Annotated in this window: 18 protein-coding genes; 7 read left to right on the top strand and 11 right to left on the bottom strand. The window is 65.1% G+C overall.

Annotation, left to right across the window (positions count from 1 at the left end; translation table 11 throughout):
* Window positions 1-44 precede the first annotated feature (44 nt).
* Window positions 45-2,930: a [protein-PII] uridylyltransferase gene (locus tag CFR71_RS03420; protein ID WP_110526978.1), complete on the top strand. Its 2,886-nt coding sequence runs from the start codon at window positions 45-47 to the stop codon at window positions 2,928-2,930.
* On the opposite strand, the gene CFR71_RS03415 is transcribed toward CFR71_RS03420, so the two are convergent.
* Complete coding sequence (locus CFR71_RS03415; RefSeq protein WP_110526975.1) at window positions 2,920-4,869, bottom strand: tetratricopeptide repeat protein; 1,950 nt, start codon at window positions 4,867-4,869, stop codon at window positions 2,920-2,922. The genes CFR71_RS03420 and CFR71_RS03415 overlap by 11 nt on opposite strands.
* A gap of 98 nt (window positions 4,870-4,967) precedes the next feature.
* Between CFR71_RS03415 and CFR71_RS03410 the strand changes: the two genes are divergently transcribed.
* The 6 genes from CFR71_RS03410 (at window position 4,968) to CFR71_RS03385 (ending at window position 13,239) form a co-directional block, all read left to right on the top strand.
* Window positions 4,968-6,488: a carboxypeptidase M32 gene (locus tag CFR71_RS03410; RefSeq protein WP_110526973.1), complete on the top strand. Its 1,521-nt coding sequence runs from the start codon at window positions 4,968-4,970 to the stop codon at window positions 6,486-6,488.
* A 219-nt stretch (window positions 6,489-6,707) separates the two neighbouring features.
* Complete coding sequence (locus tag CFR71_RS03405; protein ID WP_239020247.1) at window positions 6,708-7,940, top strand: major royal jelly family protein; 1,233 nt, start codon at window positions 6,708-6,710, stop codon at window positions 7,938-7,940.
* Between the two features lie 89 nt (window positions 7,941-8,029).
* Window positions 8,030-9,427: a threonine synthase gene (thrC, locus tag CFR71_RS03400; RefSeq protein ID WP_110527560.1), complete on the top strand. Its 1,398-nt coding sequence runs from the start codon at window positions 8,030-8,032 to the stop codon at window positions 9,425-9,427.
* A gap of 81 nt (window positions 9,428-9,508) precedes the next feature.
* Window positions 9,509-10,774, top strand: a complete 1,266-nt coding sequence (locus CFR71_RS03395; RefSeq protein WP_110526970.1) for a M16 family metallopeptidase — start codon at window positions 9,509-9,511, stop codon at window positions 10,772-10,774.
* A complete protein-coding gene (locus tag CFR71_RS03390) occupies window positions 10,771-12,111 on the top strand; it encodes a TldD/PmbA family protein (protein ID WP_110526967.1) in 1,341 nt (446 codons plus the stop codon). Before CFR71_RS03395 ends, CFR71_RS03390 begins: the two co-directional genes overlap by 4 nt.
* A 138-nt stretch (window positions 12,112-12,249) precedes the next feature.
* Window positions 12,250-13,239: a Tim44 domain-containing protein gene (locus CFR71_RS03385; protein ID WP_110526964.1), complete on the top strand. Its 990-nt coding sequence runs from the start codon at window positions 12,250-12,252 to the stop codon at window positions 13,237-13,239.
* Between the two features lie 218 nt (window positions 13,240-13,457).
* Here the strand turns inward: CFR71_RS03385 and CFR71_RS16390 are convergent, their stop codons facing one another.
* From CFR71_RS16390 to CFR71_RS03340, 10 genes are all read right to left on the bottom strand, one after another.
* A complete protein-coding gene (locus CFR71_RS16390; protein ID WP_165829187.1) occupies window positions 13,458-13,598 on the bottom strand; it encodes a hypothetical protein in 141 nt (46 codons plus the stop codon).
* A 77-nt stretch (window positions 13,599-13,675) separates the two neighbouring features.
* Window positions 13,676-14,623, bottom strand: a complete 948-nt coding sequence (gene cyoE / locus CFR71_RS03380; protein WP_110526961.1) for a heme o synthase — start codon at window positions 14,621-14,623, stop codon at window positions 13,676-13,678.
* Complete coding sequence (locus CFR71_RS03375; protein ID WP_110526959.1) at window positions 14,620-16,041, bottom strand: cbb3-type cytochrome c oxidase subunit I; 1,422 nt, start codon at window positions 16,039-16,041, stop codon at window positions 14,620-14,622. The genes cyoE and CFR71_RS03375 overlap by 4 nt, the downstream gene beginning before the upstream one ends.
* 187 nt (window positions 16,042-16,228) lie before the next feature.
* Entirely contained in the window at window positions 16,229-16,939 is a 711-nt protein-coding gene (locus CFR71_RS03370) for a class I SAM-dependent methyltransferase (RefSeq protein WP_110526957.1), read from the bottom strand.
* A 240-nt stretch (window positions 16,940-17,179) separates the two neighbouring features.
* Window positions 17,180-18,178, bottom strand: a complete 999-nt coding sequence (gshB, locus tag CFR71_RS03365) for a glutathione synthase (protein ID WP_110526955.1) — start codon at window positions 18,176-18,178, stop codon at window positions 17,180-17,182.
* Between the two features lie 120 nt (window positions 18,179-18,298).
* Complete coding sequence (greB, locus tag CFR71_RS03360) at window positions 18,299-18,838, bottom strand: transcription elongation factor GreB (RefSeq protein ID WP_110526953.1); 540 nt, start codon at window positions 18,836-18,838, stop codon at window positions 18,299-18,301.
* The gene (locus tag CFR71_RS03355; protein ID WP_110526951.1) at window positions 18,832-19,716 is read right to left on the bottom strand and encodes an aldose 1-epimerase; all 885 of its coding nucleotides are present in this window, start codon (window positions 19,714-19,716) and stop codon (window positions 18,832-18,834) included. The genes greB and CFR71_RS03355 overlap by 7 nt, the downstream gene beginning before the upstream one ends.
* Before the next feature lie 93 nt (window positions 19,717-19,809).
* Window positions 19,810-22,044: an excinuclease ABC subunit UvrB gene (uvrB, locus tag CFR71_RS03350; RefSeq protein ID WP_110526949.1), complete on the bottom strand. Its 2,235-nt coding sequence runs from the start codon at window positions 22,042-22,044 to the stop codon at window positions 19,810-19,812.
* Window positions 22,045-22,149: 105 nt separating this feature from the next.
* Window positions 22,150-23,538: an ABC1 kinase family protein gene (locus CFR71_RS03345; protein WP_110526947.1), complete on the bottom strand. Its 1,389-nt coding sequence runs from the start codon at window positions 23,536-23,538 to the stop codon at window positions 22,150-22,152.
* The gene (locus tag CFR71_RS03340; protein ID WP_408891643.1) at window positions 23,519-25,372 is read right to left on the bottom strand and encodes a M3 family oligoendopeptidase; all 1,854 of its coding nucleotides are present in this window, start codon (window positions 25,370-25,372) and stop codon (window positions 23,519-23,521) included. The genes CFR71_RS03345 and CFR71_RS03340 overlap by 20 nt, the downstream gene beginning before the upstream one ends.
* Window positions 25,373-25,496 lie beyond the last annotated feature (124 nt).

Here is a 25,496-nt window from a genome sequence, read left to right as displayed (position 1 = left end):
ACACTCGTCCGGCCATTCGCCCAAAGGACGCCGATCACACCCCGATGCCGAGCCATGCCCACGCCTCCTCCACTGTCGAGGACATGACCCTTGCCCTGCGCGAGACGCTGGGGCTGAGCGGTCCTCATGCCCCGTGTCCGTCGCGTGAAGAGGCGATCAGCCTGTTCCGCAGGCATCTGGCGCATTTCCAGACGCACGTGCGCGAGGAGTTCGAGGCCCATCGCCTTGGCGGGGCGGCGGCGGGCAAGCTGCTGGCGGCATATACGGACGGGATGATCCGCACGCTGTGCGATTTCGCGACCCGCAGCGTCCCTGCCGAGTCGCAGGAAGAGGACGACATCAGTTTCGCCATCACCGCGACGGGGGGATACGGGCGCGGGCTGCTGGCGCCCTTCAGCGATATCGACCTGCTGTTCCTGACATCCGACACGCCATCGGACAACGTGCGCGGCATTGTCGAATACATCCTGTATTTCCTGTGGGACCTGGGGCTGAAGGTCGGGCACGCGACACGCACCATCGACGAATGCATCACCGAGGCCGAGGCCGACACCACCGTGCGCACCACGCTGCTGGATGCGCGGCTGCTGGCGGGGGACGCCAACCTGTTCGCCATGTTCGAGGCCCGTTACATCGTGGCCTGTGTCACGGTGGGGGCGGCGTCCTTCATCACGGACAAGCGGCGTGAGCGCGCGGCCCGCCACCACCGTTTCGGCGACAGCCCCTATCTGGTGGAACCCAATGTCAAGGAAGGGCGCGGCGGCCTGCGGGACCTGCAGACGCTTTACTGGATGTGCCGCTACACCTTTGGCACGCGCCATGTCTCCGACCTGCTGGCGCCGGGATTCAACACGCTGGGCCTGCTGACGGAGCAGGAGGCGAAACGCGCGCGGCGGTCATGGGATTTCCTGTGGCGGGTGCGTTTCCACCTCCACTACGTCTCCGGCCGGGCGGAGGAACGCCTGACCTTCGACGTGCAGCCGGTGGTCGGCGGCCGGATGGGATATACCCGCCACGGCCGACAGGTCGGGGTGGAACGCTTCATGCGCCACTACTTCCTGACGGTGCGGGAGGTGATGCGCCTGACGCTGGTGCTCGAACCCGCGGTGCTGCGCCAGGCGCTGGGTCCCATCGCCAACGCGCCACAGGCCGACACGCAGATGCGCGACGCGGGCTTTACCGTCATGGATGGCCGCATCCTGCCCGAACGCGGAACCTCCTTCGAGCATGAGCCCATCCAGATGATGCGGCTGCTGGCCTGGGCGAAGAAGCGCAAGCTGCCGATCCATCCCCTTGCGATGCAGCAGATGATCCGCTGGGAACGCCATGCGGCCAGCCTGCGCGGCAATCCCGAGTCCTCCGCCATTTTCCTTGACCTGATGTGCGGCACCCCGCCCGATCGCCCGCGCCACGTCACATCCGGGGCGGCGCAGGGCGATGACGCGCCCAGTTTCCACCAGATGGACGAGGGACGGCGCAAGGGGAACGCCTACTGGCTGCATATCCTCAACGAAACCGGGCTGATGGGGCGGCTGCTGCCGGACTGGTCGCGGGTCGTGGGGCAGATGCAGTTCGACACCTATCACGTCTTTACGGTGGACGAGCACATCATCGACGCGCTGCATATCCTGGAGCGGGTGGAACATGGCGCGATGGCCGACGAAATCCCGCTGGCCTATGAACTGGCGCGCAACCTGCATTCGCGCCGGGCGCTGTATGTGGCGGTCCTGCTGCATGACATCGCGAAGGGACGCGGGGGCGACCATTCCGAAATCGGGTCCGAAATCGCGCTGCATGTCTGCCCCGAACTGGGCATGGACAGCGAGGAGACCGAGACGGTCTCGTGGCTGGTGCTGCATCACCTGCTGCTCAGCCATACGGCGTTCCAGCGCGATATCGACGACCCCAAGACGATCCTCGACCTTGCCGACATCATCCAGTCGCCCGAACGGCTTCGCCTGCTGCTGCTGCTGACCATCGTGGACATGCGCGCCGTCGGCCCGCGCGTGTGGAACGCGTGGAAGGCGACGCTGCTGAACGAGCTTTACATACGCGTGGCGGAAGTCCTCGAAGGCAGCATGGCGACGACGGAGCGTGACGTCCGCGTGGCCCGCGCCAAGGCCGCGACCGCCCAGTGGCTGGCCGAGGACGGGCTGCCTGAAAAGGACATCACCCATTTCATGGGGCTTGGCTATGGCAGTTACTGGCTGTCGTTCGACCGTGACACCCATCGCCGCCATATCCGCCTGATTACCGATTCGGAAGCACGCGAATCCCCCCTGACGATCGAATCGCAACCCATTCCCTCGCGCGGTGTTACCGAAGTCACGATCTATGCCGGCGACCATCCGGGGCTGTTTTCGCGCATCGCCGGCGCGGTCGCCATTGCCGGCGCGTCCATCGTGGATGCACGCATCCACACCATGACCAACGGCATGGCGCTGGATACGCTGTGGATACAGGATGCGGACGGCGCGGCGTTCGAGGAACCGCAGCAGCTGGCCCGCCTGTCGATGCTGGTGGAACAGGCGATGTCGGGACGCATCAACATCAGCCGCGAAATCGCCGGATGCGGGCGGCGCGGCAGTGGCCGGCGCATGCGCGCCATCCATGTCCCGCCGCGCGTGGTGATGGACAACCGCGCCTCCAATGCCTGCACGGTCATCGAAATCAACGGGCGCGACCGTCCCGGCCTGCTGCATGACATCACCGCGACCATCAGCGACCAGAAACTGCAGATCGCCTCCGCCCACATCACCACCTATGGCGTGCGGGCGGTTGACGTCTTTTACGTCAAGGACCTTTTCGGGCTGAAAATCACGGACCAGTCCCGGCTGGATACCATCCGCCAGGCCCTGCTGTCGGGCCTTCAGAAGGCGGAGGCGGACGCCACGCGCCTGACCTCGCAGTTCGACAGCATCACGATCTGACGTCCCGCGCCGCGCGCCAGTCGCGCAGCGCGTCGCGCACCTGCATCAGGACATCATTCCACGAATCCGGCGGCGTGCGGCATTCCGCCTGCCGGAACTGCCGCACGCCGGGATACCAGCAGCTTCCCCGCTGCCCATAGGGCGAAGCCCCGCCCCCATCCAGCGCGGCGGACCAGCGCCAGTCCCCGCCATGGCGGTTCAGCAGCCAGACCGGCCATCCCATCGCACCGGCAAGATGCGCGACCATCGTATCCACGCAGATCACCAGATCCAGCGTGGCGATGACCCGCGCCGTCGCCATCACGTCATCCATCGCGGGGATTTCCATGGGGAACGGCAGGTCACCCGCCGTCGCCCCATGTTGCAGGCTGACGAACTCCACCCCCTCCACATCACGCAGCAGCGCCATCCGCGCCGCCGGAACCGAACGTAGCCTGTCAAAACGGTACTGCGCGTTCCCCGACCAGCACAGTCCCACCCGGACGCGTCCCGCCCGGCGTGGCGGCTCATGTGGTCCGACATACGCGCCCGCCGGCCGGGGCAGGACATCAAGTCCCAGAAGATGCGGCAGGCTGAACAGGTCACATTGCGCGAAAACTCCCGCAGGATATCTGTCATCAGGTGCGATAATTTCCACACGCGACCCGACTGGCGCGCCTGTCCGGTCACGCAGGCTGCGTGCAAGACGGTGCAGCGCGGGCGGCAGCACCAGCACCACGCGCCATCGCCGCGCCAGCAGCGGGACATAACGCAGGAACTGGATCGTATCGCCCATGCCCTGCATGGCGCGCACCACGATGCGGCGTTCCGCCTGCGTACCGCCCTCCGCCATCGGGGGACCATTTGTCACAAGGGCGCGGTCGCAACAGGGCAGCACGGGATAATGCGTCACGACAGCCGGCATGAGCGCGTGCCGCGCCTCCCAGCAGGCCCATCCTTCGGCCATGCGTCCCTGCGCCAGCAGGATCGTGCCAAGGTTGAATCGGGCCTGCGCCCTTGTATGGCTGTCGGCCTGCGCGTCCTCCATGACGGCGCGGCACAGGCTGGCGGCCTCATCCCTCCCCTCCCCCTGTTCCGACAGGACGGTGGCAAGGTTGACGACAATCCGCCCGTCACCCGGGCGCATGTCGCGCGCCATCGACAGGGCCTGCCGCGCGCCCTCCACGTCCCCCAGCGCCATGAGGGTCAGGCCAAGGTTATTGAGGCAGTCCGCGTTCGGCATGACATCGGCACATCGCCGCAGCCATGGCAGGGCGCCCGCGAAATCGCGCTGCGCGAACAGCACCGCGCCAAGGTTTCCCGCCGCCAGCGCGTCATCGGGCAGATGCCGCAGCCATGCCTCGAGGCTAAGGCGCGCCTCCCCCAGATGGCCGCAGCCCAGCAGCATCTCCACCAGTTCGTGAAACATCGCCGTGTCTTCCAGCGGGGAAAGGCGATAGGCCTCGCGCATCCATGACAGGGCATCGTCGCGCCGGTCGCGCCGCCACAGGAAACGCGCCATGTCGGCGCGGGGCCGCCATGCCGCGCCACCGGCGGCGGCAATCGCCTGGGCGCAGGCGGACTCGGCGGTGGCAAAATCGCCGCATGCCTCGGCAATGCGGGCCTGCGCGGCACAGGCCATCGGGTCGCGCGGGGCCTTGAGGATCGCGATGTTCACCGCCGCGCGCGCCTGCGCCAGATGACCGCGCGCCATCAGCGCGAGGGCAAGCGTCACGTAATAATGCGCTGCCCCCTCGATTTCGATCGCGCGTCCCGCCAGCCCGATCGCAAGGTCATCGCGCCCGCAGGCCCGCACCACGCACGCCATCCCGTGCAACGCCCCGGCATTATGCCCGTCACGGCGCAGCACCCGGCGGAAATGTCCCGCCGCCGCCACCGTCTGGCCACGCGCCAGCATCCACATGCCCTGATCGATCGCGTTGGCTGCGTTTCCCGGCATGGATCAAGGCCACTCCTGCTTGTGCTTGCGTGTTGCGTCTGACGCCGCCACGCTAGGGCGCAATGAATAACGACTCCTTTACGCCGGAAAATCGCCCCATGCCTGATGCCGCCCCCACCACCGCCGCGCTGGCCGCGTATGAAACCCTGACCCGCCGCTTTGCGCAGATGGGCCATATCACCAACGCGCTGGGCATCCTTGGGTGGGACAGGGCCACCATGATGCCGTCAGGGGCGGCGCACAGCCGCGCCGAAAGCATCGCGACGCTGTCGGTCCTGCAGCACGGGATCATGACGGACCCGGAAATGGCCGGACTTCTGGACGCGGCGGATGTCGCGGATGATCCGTGGAAGGTCGCGAACCTGCATGAAATGCACAGGGTCCACGCCCATGCGGTCGCCGTGCCGTCGCGGCTGGTGGAGGCGATGTCGCGCGCGTCCTCCCGCTGCGAAATGGCATGGCGCACGGCGCGGCGCGACAATGATTTCGCCTCCCTCCTGCCCCTGCTGACGGAGGTGTTGGACCTTACCCGCGAAGCCGCGCAGGCCAAGGGGGCGGCGCTGGGCCTGTCGCCCTATGACGCGCTGCTGGACCAGTATGATCCCGGCACGCGGCAGGACGATATCGACCCGGTCTTTCACCGCCTGTCCACCGAACTGCCCGGCCTGATCGCCGGCGCCCTCGATCATCAGCGCGGATACCACGTCCCTGCCCTGCCCGGGGGACCATTCGATACGGCGGCGCAGGCGGCGCTGGGACACACGATGATGCGCACGGTGGGATTCGACATGTCGCGCGGGCGGCTTGACGTCAGCCTGCATCCCTTCTGCGGCGGGGCGGAAGACGACGTCCGCATCACCACCCGTTACGAGGATGGCGACTTCCTCAACGCCCTGATGGGCGTCCTGCATGAAAGCGGGCATGCCCTGTATGAACAGGGACTGCCGCGCGAATGGCATGCGCAGCCGGTTGGCGCCGCGCGCGGGATGAGCCTGCATGAAAGCCAGTCGCTGCTGATGGAAATGCAGATCTGCCGGTCGCATGAATTCATGACATGGGCCGCGCCCGTCGTGGCGCGGGCGCTGGGCGGGAACGTGGATGATCCCGCATGGTCGGCCGACACGCTGTACCGGCAGGTTACGCGCGTGCATCCCGGTTTCATCAGGGTGGATGCGGATGAAATCACCTATCCGGCCCATATCCTTGTCCGTTACGAGATGGAGACCGCGCTGATCAACGGACAGATGTCCCTGCGCGACCTGCCCGCGGCCTTCAATGAACGCATCCACGACCTGCTGGGCCTGACGGTGAAGGAAGACCGTCTGGGCTGCCTGCAGGACATTCACTGGCCTTCGGGGGCGTGGGGCTATTTCCCGACCTATACGCTGGGCGCGATGATCGCGGCACAGCTGCGCGAGGCGGCGCAACGCGACAATCCCGCCCTGATGGAGGAAATCGGGCGCGGGGATTTCACGTCGCTACTGTCATGGCTGCGCACGCATGTCCATCATCGCGCCAGCAGCGCATCCACGCGCGACATCGTGGCCGACGCCACGGGCGCGCCACCGGGACCGGACGCCTACCTGCGGCACCTGCGCGGCCGGTATTGCGGGGAATAGGATCGCAGCCCTTTCCCGGGAGAGGGTTTGAAATCAACCCTTTGATAAAAACCGATAAATGTTTTCGGGATGTCGCCTTTTTCCAGACAGGCGACGTCTTACGAAGCTTTTTGCAAAAAGCTTCACCAAAAACTTTCATGATCTGAGGGTATCATCGGCCTGGTCCTTTCAAACAGTCTTCTCAAACAGTCTTCCGCCTGTCCCCCAACGGCCTTGCGCGTGACATCCCCTGTGGCGATGCCCGTCATTCCTTCGCCCCCCTTGCCTTCCGGGGCGGTTCATGGCGACATGCGCACGATGTCCAGCCATGCTTCCATACCGTCGCGTCCGCACCGCGCCTGCCGTGCGGGCGTCGCCTTCGCCCTTGTCGGGGCGCTTGCCATGATGAACGCCACCGCCGCGCGGGCGGCCAAGCCGGCGCCGCCGCTTGATCCCTCCGCCCCGATGGAGGAGGTTGCGACATCGACGGCCGCGACATGGGACCGCGTGGTCGTCCTTCCCGACAGGCGGATCATCGCCGAAGCCCCCGCATGGACTGGCGTGAAGCAGGGCGGGCTTGTCATCCTCGATTCCGCGAAACAGCCCCATCCCTATCCCGACGCGGCATGGAACGATCCCGCCACGCCGGAAGGACAGCGCCTGATAGCGCCCGCGGACATCCAGCTGCAGGACGACGGAACGTTATGGGTGCTGGACAGCGGCATCCCCGCCGATGGCGCGCGCGGCCAGCCGAAGGTCGTGCGGATCGACACCCGCACCGCGCAGGTCACGGCCACGTGGAACGTCGATGCCGCCGCCCTGCGTCCCGACAGCCGCCTTGCGGCCATGCGGGTGGGCAATGGCCATGCCTATATCGGTGACGAAGGCGTGCCCGCGATCATCGTGGCGGACCTTGACGGCCATGCGCAGCGCCGGCTGATGGAACACAACCCGGCGCTTACGGCCGGGCGGCCCATCATCGGCCCCGACGGACGGGTGATGAAGAACGCGGCAGGCCACACCGCCATCGTCAATGTCAGCCAGATGGCAATCAGCCCGGATGAAAAATGGCTGTATTTCGAACCGCTCAGCGGACCGATCTACAAGCTGGGAACCGATGTGCTGATCGATCCCAAGGTCACCCCGATCGAGCTGGAGGACAGTCCCACCCTGTGGTACAAATCCCCCCCCTATGGCGGGATCGCGGTAGGGCCTGACGGGACGCTCTACCTCAATGACGTATCGACCGGCAGCATCTTCCGCCTTACCCCCGGACGCATCTATCAACGCATCGTGATGGATGCGCGCCTGCAGTGGCCCGCCGGTTCCCACGTAACCCCGCAGGGGATGCTGTATGTTCCCGCGGCCCAGCTTGACCGCACCCCCGCGCTCAATGGCGGCCAGATGCAGGTGGCGTGGCCGGTCCATGTCTATCGCATCAACGTGGCGGCCCTGCCCGAGGCGAAATTCTGACACACCTTCGGCAAAATCGTTCAGGATAGGGCAATCGAACCCCACGCGCCCCCTTCGCGCGGTGGGATGATGGCATTATGATCGGATCCATGCGTTACATTTCCACCCGGGGACAAGCCCCTGTCCGCGATTTTTCGTCCGTGCTCCTGGCTGGCCTGGCCGAGGATGGCGGCCTTTTCATGCCCGAAAGCTGGCCGACATTTTCCGTCCAGCAGTGGCGGGAACTGCGCGGGCTTGCGTATCCCGAACTGGCCGCGCGCGTCATCGCGCCGTTCACCGAAGGCTCCATCGCGCCGGACGTGCTGCTGGGCCTGTGCCGGGACGCCTATGCCCATTTCGACCATGCCGCCATCGTGCCCCTGACGCAGCTGGAGGACGGACTGTTCGTCCAGGAACTGTTCCATGGCCCGACGCTGGCGTTCAAGGACATGGCGATGCAGCTGCTGGGCCGCCTGTTCGACCATGTCCTGACGCAGCGTGACGGGCATGTGACCATCGTGGGCGCGACCTCGGGCGATACCGGATCGGCCGCGATCGAGGCCTGTCGCGGGCGCGAACGCCTGCGCGTGGTCATCCTGCATCCCGAAGGCCGCACATCGGACGTGCAGCGCCGGCAGATGACCACCGTGCTGGAACCCAACGTCACCAACCTTGCGGTGCAGGGGACGTTCGACGATTGCCAGGACATGGTAAAGGCCATGTTCGCGGATGCCACGTTCCGCGCGGACATGCATCTGTCCGCCGTCAATTCCATCAACTGGGCGCGGATCGCGGCACAGGTTCCCTATTACGTCTATTCCGCCCTGGCGCTCGGCGCGCCCGACCGGGAGGTCGCGTTCGCCGTGCCCACGGGCAATTTCGGCAACGTGCTGGCCGCATGGGTGGCGCGCCAGATGGGGCTGCCGGTCCGCGCGCTGTGCGTGGGGTCGAACCGCAACGACATCCTGACGCGCTTCCTCAACGAAAACGACATGAGCATCCATGGCGTCGTGCCCAGCCTGTCGCCATCGATGGATATCCAGGTGTCGTCGAATTTCGAACGGCTGCTGTTCGAACTCCTCGACCGCGACGCGGGCGCATGCGCACGGATCATGACGGAGTTCCGAAAGACCGGGCGCATGCACGTTTCCACCCCCGTATGGGACCGGGCGAACGCCCTGTTCCACGGCGTGGCACTGGATGACGATGCGACAATGGCCGAAATCCGGCGCATTCATGCCGAAAGCCATTACATGGCGGACCCGCATACGGCCATCGGCATCGCCGCCGGACATGCCTTCCGCGAACCGGGCATCCCCATGGTGGCCATGGCGACGGCGCATCCGGCCAAATTCCCCGATGCGATGGAAAAGGCCATCGGGATCCGCCCGGCGCTGCCCGATGCGCTGGCGGACCTGTTCGACCGGCCGGAGCGTTACGAGGTCGTCCCCGCCGACCTTGGCGCGATCGAGGACAGGGTTCGCGCCGCCGTGCTGAAAAACGGCTGACTCCTTCGCGCGTTCTCCTTTTTCATGATTTCTTAAAATGGCCCCGCCGGCACGGATGCCGGCCGGCCCCGCAGGATCCGAATGACTGACCTCATCAATGTTACCCGCCTGCCTTCCGGGCTGACCGTCGTCACCGAACGGATGGAGCGCGTCGAGACCGTTTCGTTCGGGGCGTATGTCGCCGCCGGCACCTGCAACGAAGCCGCGAGCGAGAACGGGGTTTCCCATTTCCTCGAACACATGGCCTTCAAGGGCACGGCAACGCGCACGGCGGCGGGCATCGCGGAAGAGATCGAGAATGTCGGCGGCCACATCAACGCCTATACCGCCCGCGAACACACGGCCTATTACGTCAAGCTGCTGAAGGAGGACCTTCCGCTTGGCGTGGACATCATCGGCGACATCCTGACCCACAGCAGCTTCGCCCCCGAGGAGCTGGAGCGCGAACGCGGCGTGATCCTGCAGGAAATCGGGCAGGCGAATGACACGCCCGACGACATCGTGTTTGACCATTTCCAGGAAACGGCCTTTCCGGACCAGCCGATGGGCCGCCCCACCCTGGGGACCGAGGACGGCATCCGCGAAATGAGCCGCGAGACGCTGGTGACCTACATGCGCGCGCATTACACCGCGCGCAACACCATCATCGCGGCGGCGGGCAACCTGCATCACCACAAGGTGGTGGCGCTGGTTGAAAAATATTTCCAGGACCTGCCGCAGACAGACGTCCCCCCGCGTCCCGCCGTGACCTATGTCGGGGGCGATTTCGCGCAGCAGCGCGACCTTGACCAGACGCATATCGTGCTCGGCTTCCCCTCCGTCGGGTATGGCGATCCGGACTACTACCCTACCCTGCTGCTTTCGACCCTGCTGGGCGGTGGCATGTCGTCGCGCCTGTTCCAGGAAATCCGCGAGAAGCGTGGACTGGTCTATTCCGTCTATTCCTTCAACGCCCCGTTCCGCCAGGGCGGCCTGTTCGGCATTTACGCCGGCACGGGCGAGGCGCAGGTGGCCGACCTGATTCCCGTAACCCTGGAGGAACTGCGCAAGGTGCAGGGACAGGTGGCGCAGAATGAGCTTGACCGCGCGCGCGCGCAGCTGAAATCATCGCTGCTGATGTCACTGGAAAGCACCGGCAGCCGATGCGAACAGCTGGCGCGGCAGCTGCAGATTTTCGACCGCCTGATCCCCACCCATGAAACGGTGAAACGGATCGACGCCGTCACCATCGCCGACGTGCAGCGCGTGGCCGCGCGGATTTTCCATGGCACGCCCACCCTGACGTCGCTGGGACCGGTCCGGCACATGCCCCCCGTCGCCACCGTCGCGGAGATCCTTGCCCGATGAATGCACAGCCGCTCGACCTCGTCTCGACCCTGCTCAGCCGGGCACGCGCCGCCGGCGCGGATGCGGCCGATGCGGTTTACATCACCCGGACCGCCCATGCGGCGCAGGTGCGCAATGGCAAGGCGGAGGATCTGGAACGTTCCGAGACATGCGACCTTGGCCTGCGTGTTTTCGTGGGACAGCGTTCGGCCATCGTTTCGGCCACCAGCCTTGACCCCGCGCGCTTCGACCCGCTGGTGACACAGGCGCTTGCCATGGCGCGCGTCGTGCCCGAGGACCGCTTCGCCGGGCTGTGCGACCAGGCGGCGCAGGGACGCCTCGACGCGGCGGGGCTGGACCTTGTGGATACGGCAGCACCTTCGACGGCGGACCTGATCGAACGCGCCCGTGTGGCCGAGGCCGCGGCACTTGCGGTCAAAGGCGTGACCAACACCAACGGCGCGTCCGCCAGCGCGGGACATACCGACATCGTCCTGATGACCTCCGCCGGGTTTGCGGGCGAATATTCACGCACCAGCCACTCCGTCTCCGCCAGCGTGGTGGCGGGCCAGGGCACCGCGATGCAGCGTGATTACGATTATCATTCGGCGGTGCACCTGTCGGACCTGGAGGACGCGGCGACCATCGGGCGGCGGGCGGGCGAACGCACCGTGGCGCGCCTGAACCCGACACGGCCGCGTACCGGCCGCCTGCCCATCGTGCTGGACCCGCGCATCTCCACCAGCCTGCTTGGCCATCTGTCGGGCGCGGTCAACGGGATTTCCATCGCGCGGGGGACCTCCTTCCTCAAGGACCGGCTGGACCGGAAGATCATGGAATCCGGCATCACGATCATCGACGATCCCCTGCGCCGGCGCGGTCTGGGCGCGCATCCGTTTGATGGCGAGGGAATGCGCACGCGTCCCCTGACGATCGTGGAAAACGGGGTGCTCAGGACATGGGCGCTCGACGCGCGCAGTGCGCGGCAGCTGGGGCTGGCATCGAACGGATGCGCCAGCCGGGGCGCCTCCTCCCCGCCGTCGCCGTCGCTGGGCAATCTGTACATGCAGCCCGGGCAGGTGACGCCGCGAGACCTGATGGCGGATATCGGCGAAGGGATTTACATCACCGAGATGATGGGATCGGCCATCAACGGCATCACGGGCGATTACAGTCGCGGGGCCGCCGGTTTCATGATCCGTAACGGGGAACTGGCGGAACCTGTGGCGGAACTGACGGTGGCGGGCAACCTGCTGGAAATGTTCGGCCGCATGCAGGTCGCCAGTGACCTGGAATTCCGTCGCGCGACCAACGCCCCGACCGTGCGGATCGATGACATGATGATTGCCGGGGCATGAAATCCACGTCAGAAGGCAGGATAATACGGCCCGCCCCCTGTTTATCCGCCCACCGATACCCCATATCTGGATAAACTCTGGTCCGGTCGGTCATCGACGGGATCGCCCTATCGCAGGATACCAGATACCCTGACGCAGATGAAACAGACCCATACGCGACAGATGCCACGTAAACGCATCATCCTGAGCCTCAGTGCCGCACTCGCAGTGCTGCCGTTGCTTGTCCATTCCGTGCCCGCCGATGCGCGGGCCGGCGGTGGCATGTCGATGGGCAGCCGGGGGTCACGCACATATAGCGCGCCTCCCCGGTCGGCCACGGCCCCGTATGGCGCGACCCCGTTCCAGCAGACGATGACGCCACGCAGCAGCCCGTCAGCACCCTATGGCACGGCCACACGCATGCCTTATGGCGCAGGGGCGGCGGCGATGATGGGACGGCCCCGCCACCCCTTCCTCAGCGGCTTTGCCGGTGGCCTGCTGGGCGCGGGCCTGTTTGGCATGATGTTTGGTCATGGGATGTTCGGTGGCGGCATGGGGGGCAGCGGAATCTTCGGCCTGCTTATCCAGCTTCTGCTGATCTTCTTCGTGGTGCGCTGGCTGGTCCGCCGCTTTGCCGGGAATGGCGCCTCCGGCGGTCCGGTGAGCATGCCGGGCCTGTCCAGCCTGACGGGCAGCAGCCCCGCGCAGCCGATGGGGGCCAGCCCCGCCACCAGTCCGCAGCCCGTCATAACGGCAGCGGATTATCAGGCGTTCGAGCAGGCGCTGATCAATGTGCAGACCGCATGGAGCCAGCAGAATCTGGGCGCGCTGCAGCACATGGCCACGCCTGAGATGGTCAATTACTTCAGCAACCAGCTGAACGAACTGGCCAGCCGGGGGGCGCGCAACGTCGTATCGGACGTACGCTTCGAACGGGGTGACCTGACGGAAAGCTGGCGGGAAAACGGCATGGATTACGCCACGGTGGCCATGCGGTATTCCCTGATCGACATCACCACCGACATGACCGGCCGTGTGATTGACGGCAGCTCCACCGAGCGCACGACGGTCACGGAACTCTGGACCTTTGTTCGCAGCGCGCGTGGCGGCACGTGGCTGGTGGCGGCCATACAGCAGGCCGCCCGCTAACGAACTCGGACATGACAGGGCAGTAAAAAGGGTGGCGGGACATAATGTTCCGCCACCCTTTTTCATATGTCGTGATCGGGATTCCTGCCTGAAAGGGAAGTTGCCCTCAGGGATCCGGAAAGTCATGAAAGTTTTTGGGTGCCGCCTTTTTTCAAAAAGGTGGCGTCTCTTCGAAGCTTTTTGGAAAAAGCTTCACCAAAAACTTTCCTATGATTACATCAGATCCTGATAAGGCTCAGCACATACAGGATCGTTGCCAGCGCCCCCAGCGTCAGGGCGACACCATAGATGCGTCCTTTGTGACGGCGGGCGGTTTCCTCGGCCTCGGTCCGTAAGACGGGGGCATTATCCGATGACATTGCGCGATCCCTTGCAAGACGTGGCGAAAGCGGAAAGCGACAAACGCCCCCTCACCTTCGCGCCGTCGGATTTCATTTCAGTGCATGATCAGGAAATGATCGGCCAGCAGCCCACAGAACAGCAGGAACAGATACGCAAGGGAATAGCGGAACGCCTTGCGCGCCGGCAGGTCGCCTGTCTGGCTTACGCCCTGCGCATCCTGCCTGTCACGCAGCACCCCGATGGCGCGATAGATGAATCCCAGCCCCAGCACCGTGGCCGTCAGGGTATAGAGCCATCCGGCCAGATGCATCACGGAGGGCACCAATGTTACGGCCATCAGGATGATGGTGTACCACAGGATCTGCCAGCGTGTATGCCGTGCGCCCCGCACCACCGGCAGCATCGGGATCCCCGCCCGCCCGTAATCCTTGCACGCGTAAAGCGACAGCGACCAGAAATGCGGCGGCGTCCACAGGAAAATGATGCCGAACATGACAATCGGCAGGACCGACAGCGACCCCGTCGCCGCCGCCCATCCGATCATGGGGGGAAAGGCACCCGCCGCGCCGCCGATGACGATATTCTGCGGCGTGGAGCGTTTCAGCCACATCGTATAGACAACGGCATAGAAAAAGATCGAGAAAGCCAGGATGCCCGCCGCCAGCGCATTCGTCGCCAGCCACATCAGGATGACCGACGCGACCGACAGGCCGATGCCAAAGCCAAGCACCTCGTCCGGGGCCATGCGTCCATCGGGGATGGGACGGGTGGCCGTCCGCTTCATCACGGCGTCAATGTCACGGTCATACCACATGTTGATCGCGCCCGCCGCACCCGACGCCATGCAGATGCACAGGATGCTGATGGCCGCGATCACGGGATGAATCGACCCCGGCGCCATCGCGAGGCCCGCGGCCCCGGTAAAGACCACAAGAGAAATCACCCGTGGCTTGAGCAGCACGAACCAGTCACGCGCCTGCGTTCCCACGACAGAAAGGCGATAGGCCGGCTTTTCGCCGGCAGATGCGACCGAGCCACTCATGACCGGTTCCCTTTCGCGTCCATGTTCAACGCGGTCCCGACAGGCGAAGGCAGGCTCCATTCCAGCGTCCGCGCCCCGGCACCCCAGTAATTGGCGGCGACATGGCCCTGTCCGCGCATGCAGGTCGCGACAAGCACGCCCGCGAAGACAAGGATGGAAACCCCCATCATCACCGCGCCCGCAACGGCCAGCGGTCCCTGATGCGTCATCAGGGAAACGGCCGTGCCCACCGCCGTCAGGGCGAAATGGATATTCCCGGCCATCCGCGGGACAAGATGACCGCTCATCTTGCCAATCCAGTAATAAAAGCCGGCAAAGGTCGCGAAAACCGCGGCGAACACGGTGGCCGCATGCACATCACCCGTTCCACCGGACAGCAGCGACATCACGCCGCCGACCACCAGCAGGACGGCGCATCCCCCGGCCCAGGCCATCGGCAGGCGGAAAGATACCTGCCCGGCCGCGCCAAGGGTCGCCCCCCATGCCGCCATCACGACCACGACAGGGGCAAGAATAACGATCAGTTCCCCCGTCGTCCGGAACGCATCCGCCGTGTTCAGCAGGCCATCGAACAGGTCATGGGTCCAGATGGAGGCCCCGCCCACGGACATGACCGTCAGCGCCATGACAACCGGCATGCGCCAGCGCAGGGAAACGCCGCAGAAGGTTTCGACGACCTGACTGACGATCCCCATGGACGGCAGCAGCAGCAGCGCCACCTCGGGACCGGAAAAGGCATGCAGCACCGTATCGACATGGGCAAGGACATCGCCGCCATCCAGCACGATGCGCGTCAATGCGGCCGCCAGCACCGGCACGACCATGACCAGCATGAACGCCGTCAGCACCTGAGCCCAGACAAAGACCGGCATGTCGCGAAGCCGCATGGCGGGCGCGCGCATGTTCAGGACGGACGCCACCATGTTGATGCCCATCCCCAGCATGCCGACGCACCACAGCAGCAGGGCGGCAACGGACACCAGCGGCGACGTCGCCACCGACAGGCCGACCAGCGCCATCACGAAACTGCCCGCGACCGCGCACCAGCAGGCCATGTTGAACCGGGGGAAGGCCATGTCGCGCGCGCCGGTCAGCAGCGGCACGAACCAGTTGCCGAACCCGCCGGACAGGGCGGGCAGCACGCAGAAAAAGACCATCATCATGCCGTGGCGCGTGGCGATGCGTTCCCACATTCCGGCAGGGTCGCCCCCGCCCCAGCGCGCCAGCACGTCATGGGGCAGCAGCCCGGCCTGCAGCGCAACCGCAAGCATGCCGCCCACGATCCCCGCCACGACCGAGAGGGAGAGATACAGCGTTCCCACCTTCCGGTGGCCATCCGCATGGCCCCGCTGTCCCGCCAGCCGCGCAGGCAGGCCAGCGTTTCCGCCATCGATCCGGTCCTGACCGACTGTCGGCATATATGTCTACTCCCCTCGTGACGCGGGGATTGCGCCACTGCCCTGATATAGCATTTCAGGCGGCAATATATCGCGGCATATCCGCAAAAACGACCCCGTGATCGGGCCTGTCGGTCGCGCGAATGTCATTACAGCCCTGCCGTCAGGACAGGGCTGCATGCAGGTCCGGCATCCCGATCAGGGATGTTCAGGCCACCAGCGACTCAGTTTTCTCATCCAGCCGGTCGAGCGTGACAAGCGTGAACAGGCCTGCGGGCGGCACGGGACGGATCACCGCGCGCGCCATGTCCTCAGGCGGGAGAAGGCTTTCCATCGCGAAATCCGGATGCCAGCCCAACGAGCGCGAGGCCCGCGCCATGCCGCGCTCCACAGCCAGCCGCACGCCGCCGGTCGCAAGGAAATGGTTGACGAACAGGATATGCCCGCCCGGCTTGACCACGCGCTTGAGCTCGCTGAGCAGGCGACGCGGATGCGGCACGACGGACGCCACGAACATCGCCACCGCGATATCGAACGACGCATCGGGGAACTTCGTTTCCTCCGCATCCATTTCCAGCAGCGCATCGACGTTCGTAAGGTGCATCTTCGCCACGCGCTGACGCGCGCGTTCCAGCATGTCTTCCGACAGGTCGATCCCCGTGATCTGCTTGTCACGGCGGTAATAGGGCAGCGCCAGCCCCGTGCCGACCCCGACCTCCAGCACCTGCTGGCCCGGCAGGGCATTCACCGCCTCGACCGCCCGCTTGCGCGCAAGGGCCGATATGCCACCGAAAAGGGTGTCATACACCGCCGCCCAGCGACGATAGGCGACCCTGACGGCATCGGCGTCCAGGGCGGAACGCGGCGACGGAATCTCGACCACTTTTTCGGCAGTGGCATTGCGCAGAACGTCACTCATCAGATGCTACCCATCCCCTTGATGCAAACCATCTTCAGGGTCCGGCCCTGCCGTTGCGCGTCTGGCATAATCAAACCTGTCCCGTTCTGCTGCATTAGATTCCCATCCTGTATCCCGGAACGGCGCCCGGAATCTTCCCTGTGCAATTACGCCAGACGGCATACGTCACGGCAAGGGCGCGCAACGGCATAGCATGTTCATCCGCCAGCCGATACGTTCCGTCCGCATTCCCCGATCCCATCATCCGTTGCCGCCAAGGCGGGCAAGAATGCAGTCCCACAGCAGCCCTGCGGTATTGACGCCGTCGAAACGATCGATTTCCTGCAGGCCCGTCGGCGATGTCACATTGATTTCCGTCAACCATTCGCCAATGACATCGATGCCGACGAAAATCAGCCCCTGTTCACGCAGCATCGGTCCGATGGCGGCGCAGATTTCCATATCACGCGGCGTCAGGGACGCCTTTACCGCCCTGCCCCCGACATGCATGTTCGAACGCGCCTCCCCTTCGGCGGGGACGCGGTCGATCGCGCCGATCGGCTTTCCGTCCGCCAGGATGATCCGCTTGTCCCCCTGGCGCACGGCGGGTTCATAGCGCTGGATCATCAGCGGTTCGCGCGAACGGGCGAAATGCATTTCCAGCAGCGCGTTGAGGTTGGGGTCATCCTCGCGGATGCGAAAGACCCCCGCCCCGCCATTGCCGAACAGCGGCTTGACGATAATGTCGCGCCACCGGGCGCGGAAATCATGGATGGCGCGGATGTCCCATGTCACCAGCGTCGGCGGCATCAGGTCGGGATAGTGCGTCACCAGCAGCTTTTCCGGGGCGTTGCGCACGGCGGCCGGGTCATTGACCACCAGCGCGCGTCCCGGCCCGACGCCATGGACATGTTCCAGCATATGGGTGGCGGTGATATAGGCCATGTCGAAGGGCGGATCCTGGCGCATCAGGATCACATCCATCCCCCCGAGGTCGAGGACCTGTTCTTCCCCGAAGGTGGCGTGTGCGCCCTTCACGCGCTGCACATGGACGCGCCGCGCGCGCGCGACAAGCCGTTCCAGACGCGAACCATCGGGGGAAACACGCCCCTCGCTCAGCGTCAGCGTCTCAACCTGATAGACGAACAGTTCGTATCCACGGGCCTCGGCTTCCAGCATCATGGCAAAGGTGGAATCGCCGTTGATGTCTATGGCACCAAGCGGGTCCATCTGGACCGCTACTTTCAATGGGCGCGACATGACTGGACCTCCGGACGGCACACAGAGCGGATACTCCGACCGTGTAATAATACGAAATACCGCTTTTGAAAAACGTCATAATGTGTAAACGGCCCGGCAGCCACCGTCACCGGGCTTTTTTCATGGACGCGCATCGACGGCCGGCGGATATGAAATGGAAATGATTTCAAGCATTTCGTCCCCGCGCGGCGTCCGCAGCCGGACCTCGTCACCCACCTGCGCGCGCATCAGGGCACGCGCCACAGGCGACAGCAGGCTGATCTCGCCCCGCGCGGTATCGGCCTCGTCCACGCCCATGATGGTGACGACGCGCGTTTCATCGCGTTCCGTAAGATAGGTGACGCTGGCCCCGAAAAAGACGCGGTCGCGCCGGGGCTGTGCCCCCGGATCGACGACAATGGCCTTCTCGATGCGTTTCGTCAGGAAACGCACCCTGCGATCGATTTCCCGCAGGCGCTTCTTGCCATAAAGGTAGTCCCCGTTTTCCGAACGATCGCCATTGCCCGCCGCCCATGACACGATTTCCACGATGCGGGGGCGTTCATCACGCAAAAGGGTATTGAGTTCGCGGCGCAGCGTCTCCATCCCGACGGGGGAGATATAGCGCGCCAGATCGCCCCCGCGCCCGGCATCGGCGGCTGGCCGCGCCTGCGTCAGCATGTGGCGACGGTCATGCGGACATGTCCCTCCAGCTTTTCGCCGGGATGCAGGACATGCACGCCGCCATCGCCCACCCCCGGCCGGTTGAAGGCGTCATTCATGTTGGACACCGGTTCCACCGCGATGAAAGGCTGCTGCCTAGGGGTATAGAGGACAAGGTGGCTGAAGATTTCGCTGGCCTCCAGCGTCAGGGACATACCCAGGCGCGGCCAGCGCAGGAAGGCGCTGCGGGACCATCCGGCATAGCAGTTGTCGATGTTGATATCCTCCACATCGCGCATCCTCTCGAACGACCAATCGCCCTGCGCCGGCACGCGCAGCAGCGGCAGGTGGCTGTCGTCGTTGGTCCAGACGGAGTCCGCCGAAAACCCCAGCCGCAGGCCATTATGCCGTGGGAAATAGGGATGGAACCCCAATCCCACCGGCTGGTCGCGCGTATCGGTATTCTCGATCATCATCCCGATCGACAGGCTGCATTCACGCAGGTCGAAACGCAGCAGCGCGCGATAGGAAAACGGCCATTGCGCCACCGGGTCGCCGGGGGGCATGTGGTCCAGTTCCAGCGTCGCGCTGTCATCCGACAGCAGGTCGAGCCGCCAGCGCCGTTCCCACCCGTTGCCATGGATGGTGTTGTCCTCGCCCGCGAAATTATGTTCCAGCTGGTAATCCTGTCCCTCGAACCGGAACTGCCCGTCGGCGATGCGGTTGGAAAACGGCAGCAGAGGATATCCGCCCACCGCCCGTCCCCGCTGCGCCACCAGATGCGGATCGGCGACGGGATGCAGGAACGACATGTTCCCCCGTCGCCAGAAGGAGATCGCCCCACCCACTTCAGGCAGAAGGCCCAGGCGTGCCTCGCCCGCCTTAAGTTCGATCATCCCCGCTCCTCTTGTCGCTGCTGGCATCCGTAACGATCCTGCCCGTTTTTGCAGCGTACGGAAAGGGATACCCCGATCAGGCCGGATGGAACGTCAGCGCCCCCTGCGCCGTCCGCCCCGGCGGGCGGCGGGATCATACCCCCCGCCACCGGGACCCAGCGGCTCTGGCGTGCGGGCGCGCCGGGCATCCGCGCGCGAATTGCCGCCCGCGCGTCCCGCCACGGACTGCGGCAGTGGCGGTGGCTCCAGCCCCAGCTCCAGCGCCTCCAGCCTGCGGATTTCGTCGCGAAGCCGCGCCGCCGTCTCGAACTCGAGGTCGGCGGACGCCGCGCGCATGCGTTTTTCCAGATCGGCGATCGCCCCCTTCAGGTCCTTGCCCACCATTTCGGTGATTTCGCCGTCATTGGTCGGGGCGACGGTCACGTAATCCTGTTCGAACACGGACGACAGGACCTCGCCGATATGCTTGCGCACCGAACGCGGGGTGATGCCATGTTCCTCGTTCCACAGGGTCTGCTTTTCACGACGCCGGGCCGTTTCCTCGATGGCGTAGGCAAGGCTGTCGGTCATCTTGTCGGCATACAGCAGGACGCGCCCGTCCACGTTGCGCGCCGCGCGCCCGATGGTCTGGATCAGGGAGGTGCGCGAACGCAGGAACCCTTCCTTGTCGGCATCAAGGATCGCCACCAGCGAACATTCGGGGATATCCAGCCCCTCACGCAGCAGGTTGATGCCGATCAGCACGTCAAACGCGCCAAGGCGCAGGTCGCGGATGATTTCGATGCGTTCCAGCGTATCGACGTCCGAATGCAGGTAACGCACCTTGATCCCGGCTTCGTTCATGTATTCGGTCAGGTCTTCGGCCATGCGCTTGGTCAGGGTCGTCACCAGCACGCGCCCGCCACTGGCGATGGCCTGCCGGCATTCCGCCAGAAGGTCGTCCACCTGATGGGCGACGGGACGCATGTCGGTCACCGGATCGATCAGCCCGGTGGGACGGATCACCTGTTCCGCGAACACGCCGCCCGTCCGCTGCAGCTCCCACGGTCCCGGCGTCGCGCTGACGAAGATGCTCTGCGGGCGATAGGCGTCCCATTCACCGAATTTCAGCGGACGGTTGTCCAGGCACGACGGCAGGCGGAAACCGAATTCCGCCAGCACCGACTTACGCGCGTAATCCCCCCGTTCCATGCCGCCGATCTGCGGCACGGTCACGTGGCTTTCATCCACGATCAGCAGCGCATCCTCGGGCAGGTATTCGAACAGGGTTGGCGGCGGCTCCCCCGGCTGGCGTCCCGACAGGTAGCGTGAATAGTTCTCGATCCCCTTGCACACCCCTGTCGTCTCGATCATTTCCAGATCAAAGGTCGTGCGCTGCTGCAGCCGTTCCGCCTCCAGCAGCTTGCCTTCCTTCGTCAGATGCTCAAGCTGCGTGCGCAGCTCCGCCTTGATGCCGCTGACCGCCTGGTTGAGGGTGGGGCGCGGGGTGACATAGTGACTGTTGGCGTAAATGCTGATTTCCGCCAGATCGGCGGTCTTTTCCCCGGTCAGCGGATCGAATTCCACGATCTCGTCAATCTCGTCGCCGAACAGGGTGACACGCCACGCGCGGTCCTCGTTCTGGACGGGAAAGATGTCCACGCTTTCGCCACGGACACGGAAGGTGCCGCGCTGAAAGGCCGCGTCGTTGCGGCGGTACTGCAGTTCCACCAGCGCCTTGACCAGTTGGTCGCGGTCGATTTCCCCACCGCTTTCCAGCCGGACCACCATGCGCGAATATGTCTCGACCGAGCCGATACCATAGATGCACGAGACCGACGCGACGATGATGACATCGTTGCGTTCCAGCAGCGCCTGCGTCGCGGCGTGGCGCATGCGGTCGATCTGTTCGTTGATCTGGCTGTCTTTTTCGATATAGGTGTCGGAGCGCGGGACGTAGGCCTCGGGCTGGTAGTAATCGTAATAGCTGACGAAATATTCCACCGCGTTGTCGGGGAAGAATTCCTTCATCTCCGCATAAAGCTGCGCGGCCAGCGTCTTGTTCGGCGCGAGGACAAGGGTGGGTTTCTGCGTCGCCTCGATGACCTTGGCCATCGTGAAGGTCTTGCCCGACCCGGTAACGCCCAGAAGGACCTGATCGCGTTCCCCCGCCTCTATCCCGGAGACCAGTTCCCGGATTGCCGTCGGCTGGTCGCCTGCCGGTTCATAGGGGGAGTGTATCTTGAACTGCCGGGTCTTGGGCTTGGCCGGCTGGCGTTCGGGCTGAAAGACGACCGGCCCCTCGACACGATCGGTAATCCGTTTTTTCTTACGCGGTGCTGCTGCCATGATGTGATGACAGTGGGGAGCACGGGCAGGCGGCGCAAGGGCGCGCGCCAAAGATATTACGCATCCCGTCGCATCCGCCCGCCCCGGCGACCGGCGGGAAAGCCGTCACCCGTTCCCCAGCGGCGGGGGCACGCGTGCCTCCCGCAGGGCCTGCGCCTGGCGTTCCGCCAGCCTGGCGCGATCGAAATCCTCGATCATTTCCTGGAACAGGCGATACCAGTTCAGCCGCGCCTTGAGCCGCAGGAAAACGCTGCCCAGCCCGATGGCCGAACGGTCCACCAGCACGAACGGACGCGGCGGCCGCACCCCGCCGGTGCGCTTCAGCCCGGCATAGACCCGTTCCGCCACCGCGCGGCCATATTGCGGGTCGTTGTCTTCCTGAATGGCCCGCACGCGATCCTGCATCAGCGGTTCATAGATGAAACGCGCCCATTCGTTGAGCACCCGCATCGTCTCGCGCGACATGCCGGTGAACCCCCACCCCTGATAGGCGTGATAGGCCAGGTCCTCGTCATTGGTTTCCAGCGCGCGGTACAGGTCGATGATGCCCTGGACGAAGGAAGGCGGGAAAACGCGGATCGCCCCGAAATCCAGCAGGTTGATGCCGTAATCGTCGCGCACGGTGAAATTGCCCATGTGCGGGTCGCCATGGATGACGCCGTAACGGTACAGCGGGATGTACCATGCATGGAATAGCGAACGCGCCATCATGTTGCGCTGTTCCTGATCGGGATCGGTGTCCAGCACCTTCTGTATGCCGCGACCCGTCACCCATTCCATCGTCAGCAGCCGCTTCGTGCATAACGGCTCGATCGGGGCGGGAACCGTCACGTCCGGCGATCCCGCCAGCATGATACGGTAGAGCCGCATGTTCGCGGCCTCACGCGTGTAATCGAGTTCCTCGTACAGCCGGGCCTCAAGCTCCTCCAGCACGTCGTCCTGCTGGATGGTGCTGTCGATGCGATAGAACAGGCCCACGGCCATGCGGAACTGGCGCAGGTCGGATTCGACCGTCGCCTTCATGTCCGGATACTGCAGCTTGCACGCGACCACCCGGCCATCGGGCAGGACGGCGCGATGCACCTGCCCCAGGCTGGCCGCCGCCGCCGCCTCGCGCCCGAAACTGCGGAAATTGCGTTCCCAGTTCGGGCCAAGTTCGCTCGCCATGCGGCGGCGGACGAAATTCCATCCCATCGCCGGGGCATTCGCCTGCAGCTGCGCCAGTTCTACGGCATATTCCTCGGGCAGGGCGCCGGGAATGGTGGACAGAAGCTGCGCGCCCTTCATCAGCGGCCCTTTCAGCCCGCCCAGCGCGGTCTTCAGGTCGCCCGCGTGCATCGTCCTGTCGGAGCGGAAGCCCATCTTGTGCCCGGCGATCCGGGCCGCGATTCCCCCCATCGTGCCGGAGGTGCGGACCATGCGGCGAAATTCGCCAAACAGTCCGCTGTTATCGAGATCCCGTTCTTCCGCCACGTCAGGTACGCTCCAGTTCATCAATAAATCCGGCGATCACATCCAGCCCGCGATTCCAGAAACCGGGGTCGGCCGCATCCAGCCCGAAGGGCGCCAGCAGTTCGCGATGCCGTTTCGTCCCGCCCGCGCGCAGCATGTCCAGGTACTTGTCCTGGAACCCCGGATGCCCGGACTGAAACACATCATACAGGGCGTTCACAAGACAGTCTCCAAACGCATAGGCATAGACGTAGAACGGCGAATGGATGAAATGCGGCACGTATGTCCAGTAAACATCATACTCCGGCGCGAATTCGAACGCCGGACCAAGGCTTTCTGCCTGCGTCTGTCGCCAGATTTCGCCGATGCGCTCCGGCAGGAGTTCCCCTTCGCGGCGTTCGTCATGGACCAGCGTCTCGAACCGGTAGAACGCGATCTGGCGCACGACGGTATTGAGCATGTCCTCCACCTTCGCCGCAAGCATCAGCCGCCGGCGCGTGGGATCGGTCTGGGCGTCCAGCAGCGCGCGGAAGGTCAGCATCTCGCCAAACACGCTGGCGGTTTCGGCCAGCGTCAGCGGCGTGCCTGACATCAGGTAACCCTGCTGCCCCGCCAGCACCTGATGCACGCCATGGCCCAGCTCATGCGCCAGCGTCATCACGTCGCGCGTGCGCCCGCGATAGTTGAGCAGGAGGTAAGGATGCGCCGATGGCACGGTCGGATGGGCGAACGCGCCGGACGCCTTGCCCGGAACCGGCGGCGCGTCGATCCACGGATTGTCGAAAAACCGGCGCCCGATTTCCCCCATGCGCGGGTCGAATCCCTCATACGCGCCCAGCACCTGCGCGGTTGCGTCCTTCCACGGGATAAGGGGTTCCGCCTGCGTGGTCAGCGGCGCGTTGCGGTCCCAGTACTGCAGCTTTTCCACGCCCAGCCATTTCGCCTTGAGCGCGTAATAGCGGTGCGACAGACGTGGGTAGGAGGTCGTGACGGCCTGCACCAGGGCGTCGACCACCGCGTCCTCCACCATATTGGCGCAGTTGCGGGCCGATGTCGGGCGCGGGTAATGGCGCAGCGTATCGGTGATGGCCTTGTCCTTGGCCAGGGTGTTCGTCACCAGCGAAAACAGCCGCAGCCGTTCCGTCAGGGTTTCGCCCACCGCCTTCGCCGCGCGCGCGCGCGCGTTGCCGTCGGGCGAGGACATGCGGTCCAGCGCCGTGCCCAGCGTCAGGTCCTCCCCGTCCAGCGATACGCGCAGGCTGGCCATCGTCTCGTCAAACAGGCGGTTCCACGCGGCCGCCCCCGTGACGGATTTTTCATGCAGGACCGATTCGACCTCATCGGACAGCTGATAGGGACGGAAAACCCGCAGGTCGCGGATAAACGGTTCCCAATGGGCCAGCGCCGGGTCGGAAAGCTGCCGGGCGAGGACATCATCGGGGATGCGGTTCATCTCCAGCGTGAAAAACAGCAGGTGGGTGGAAATGGCCGTCAGGCGCTCGTTCACCGACTGGCTGAAGCGCGCGATCCGGACATCGGCCGAATTGGCGGCGAACAGAAGCTGGGCATAGGACGCGGCCCGGCCCAGCACCTCGTCAATGCGCTGGTATTCCGCGATGGCCGAGGCCACCGCCGCGCCGTCCGCCTGCGCCAGTTTCCCGCGCCATGCCTGCGCGAAGGCACGCGAATCCTCGTCCGCCTGCTCAAGATCCGTCTGCAAGCGTGGCGATTCGGGGCTTTCATACAGGTCACGCAGGTCCCATCGCGGCAGGGCCTCGTCCCACGCCGACGCGGCGGCCCCATCCGCCCCTTCGTGCGCGGGGGATTGCGCGTGCGCGCCGCGCGTGAGGAAACGGGAAAAATACAGATCGGACATCGGACCAACACCAGTCATCACAAGCGGCCTTCCGCGAACGGGTCACGGAAATCCCGGGTTCCAGTAATGGGAATCTAGTCCCTCTGCCCCGCCAGTGCGACCCCCTGATGCCACATTCCGTGAA

Origin of the sequence: Novacetimonas pomaceti (assembly GCF_003207955.1) — a bacterium.
Classification (GTDB): Bacteria; Pseudomonadota; Alphaproteobacteria; order Acetobacterales; family Acetobacteraceae; genus Novacetimonas; species Novacetimonas pomaceti.
The sequence above is the reverse complement of the archived record's forward strand: the minus strand, read 5'-3'. Positions and strand labels throughout refer to the sequence as shown.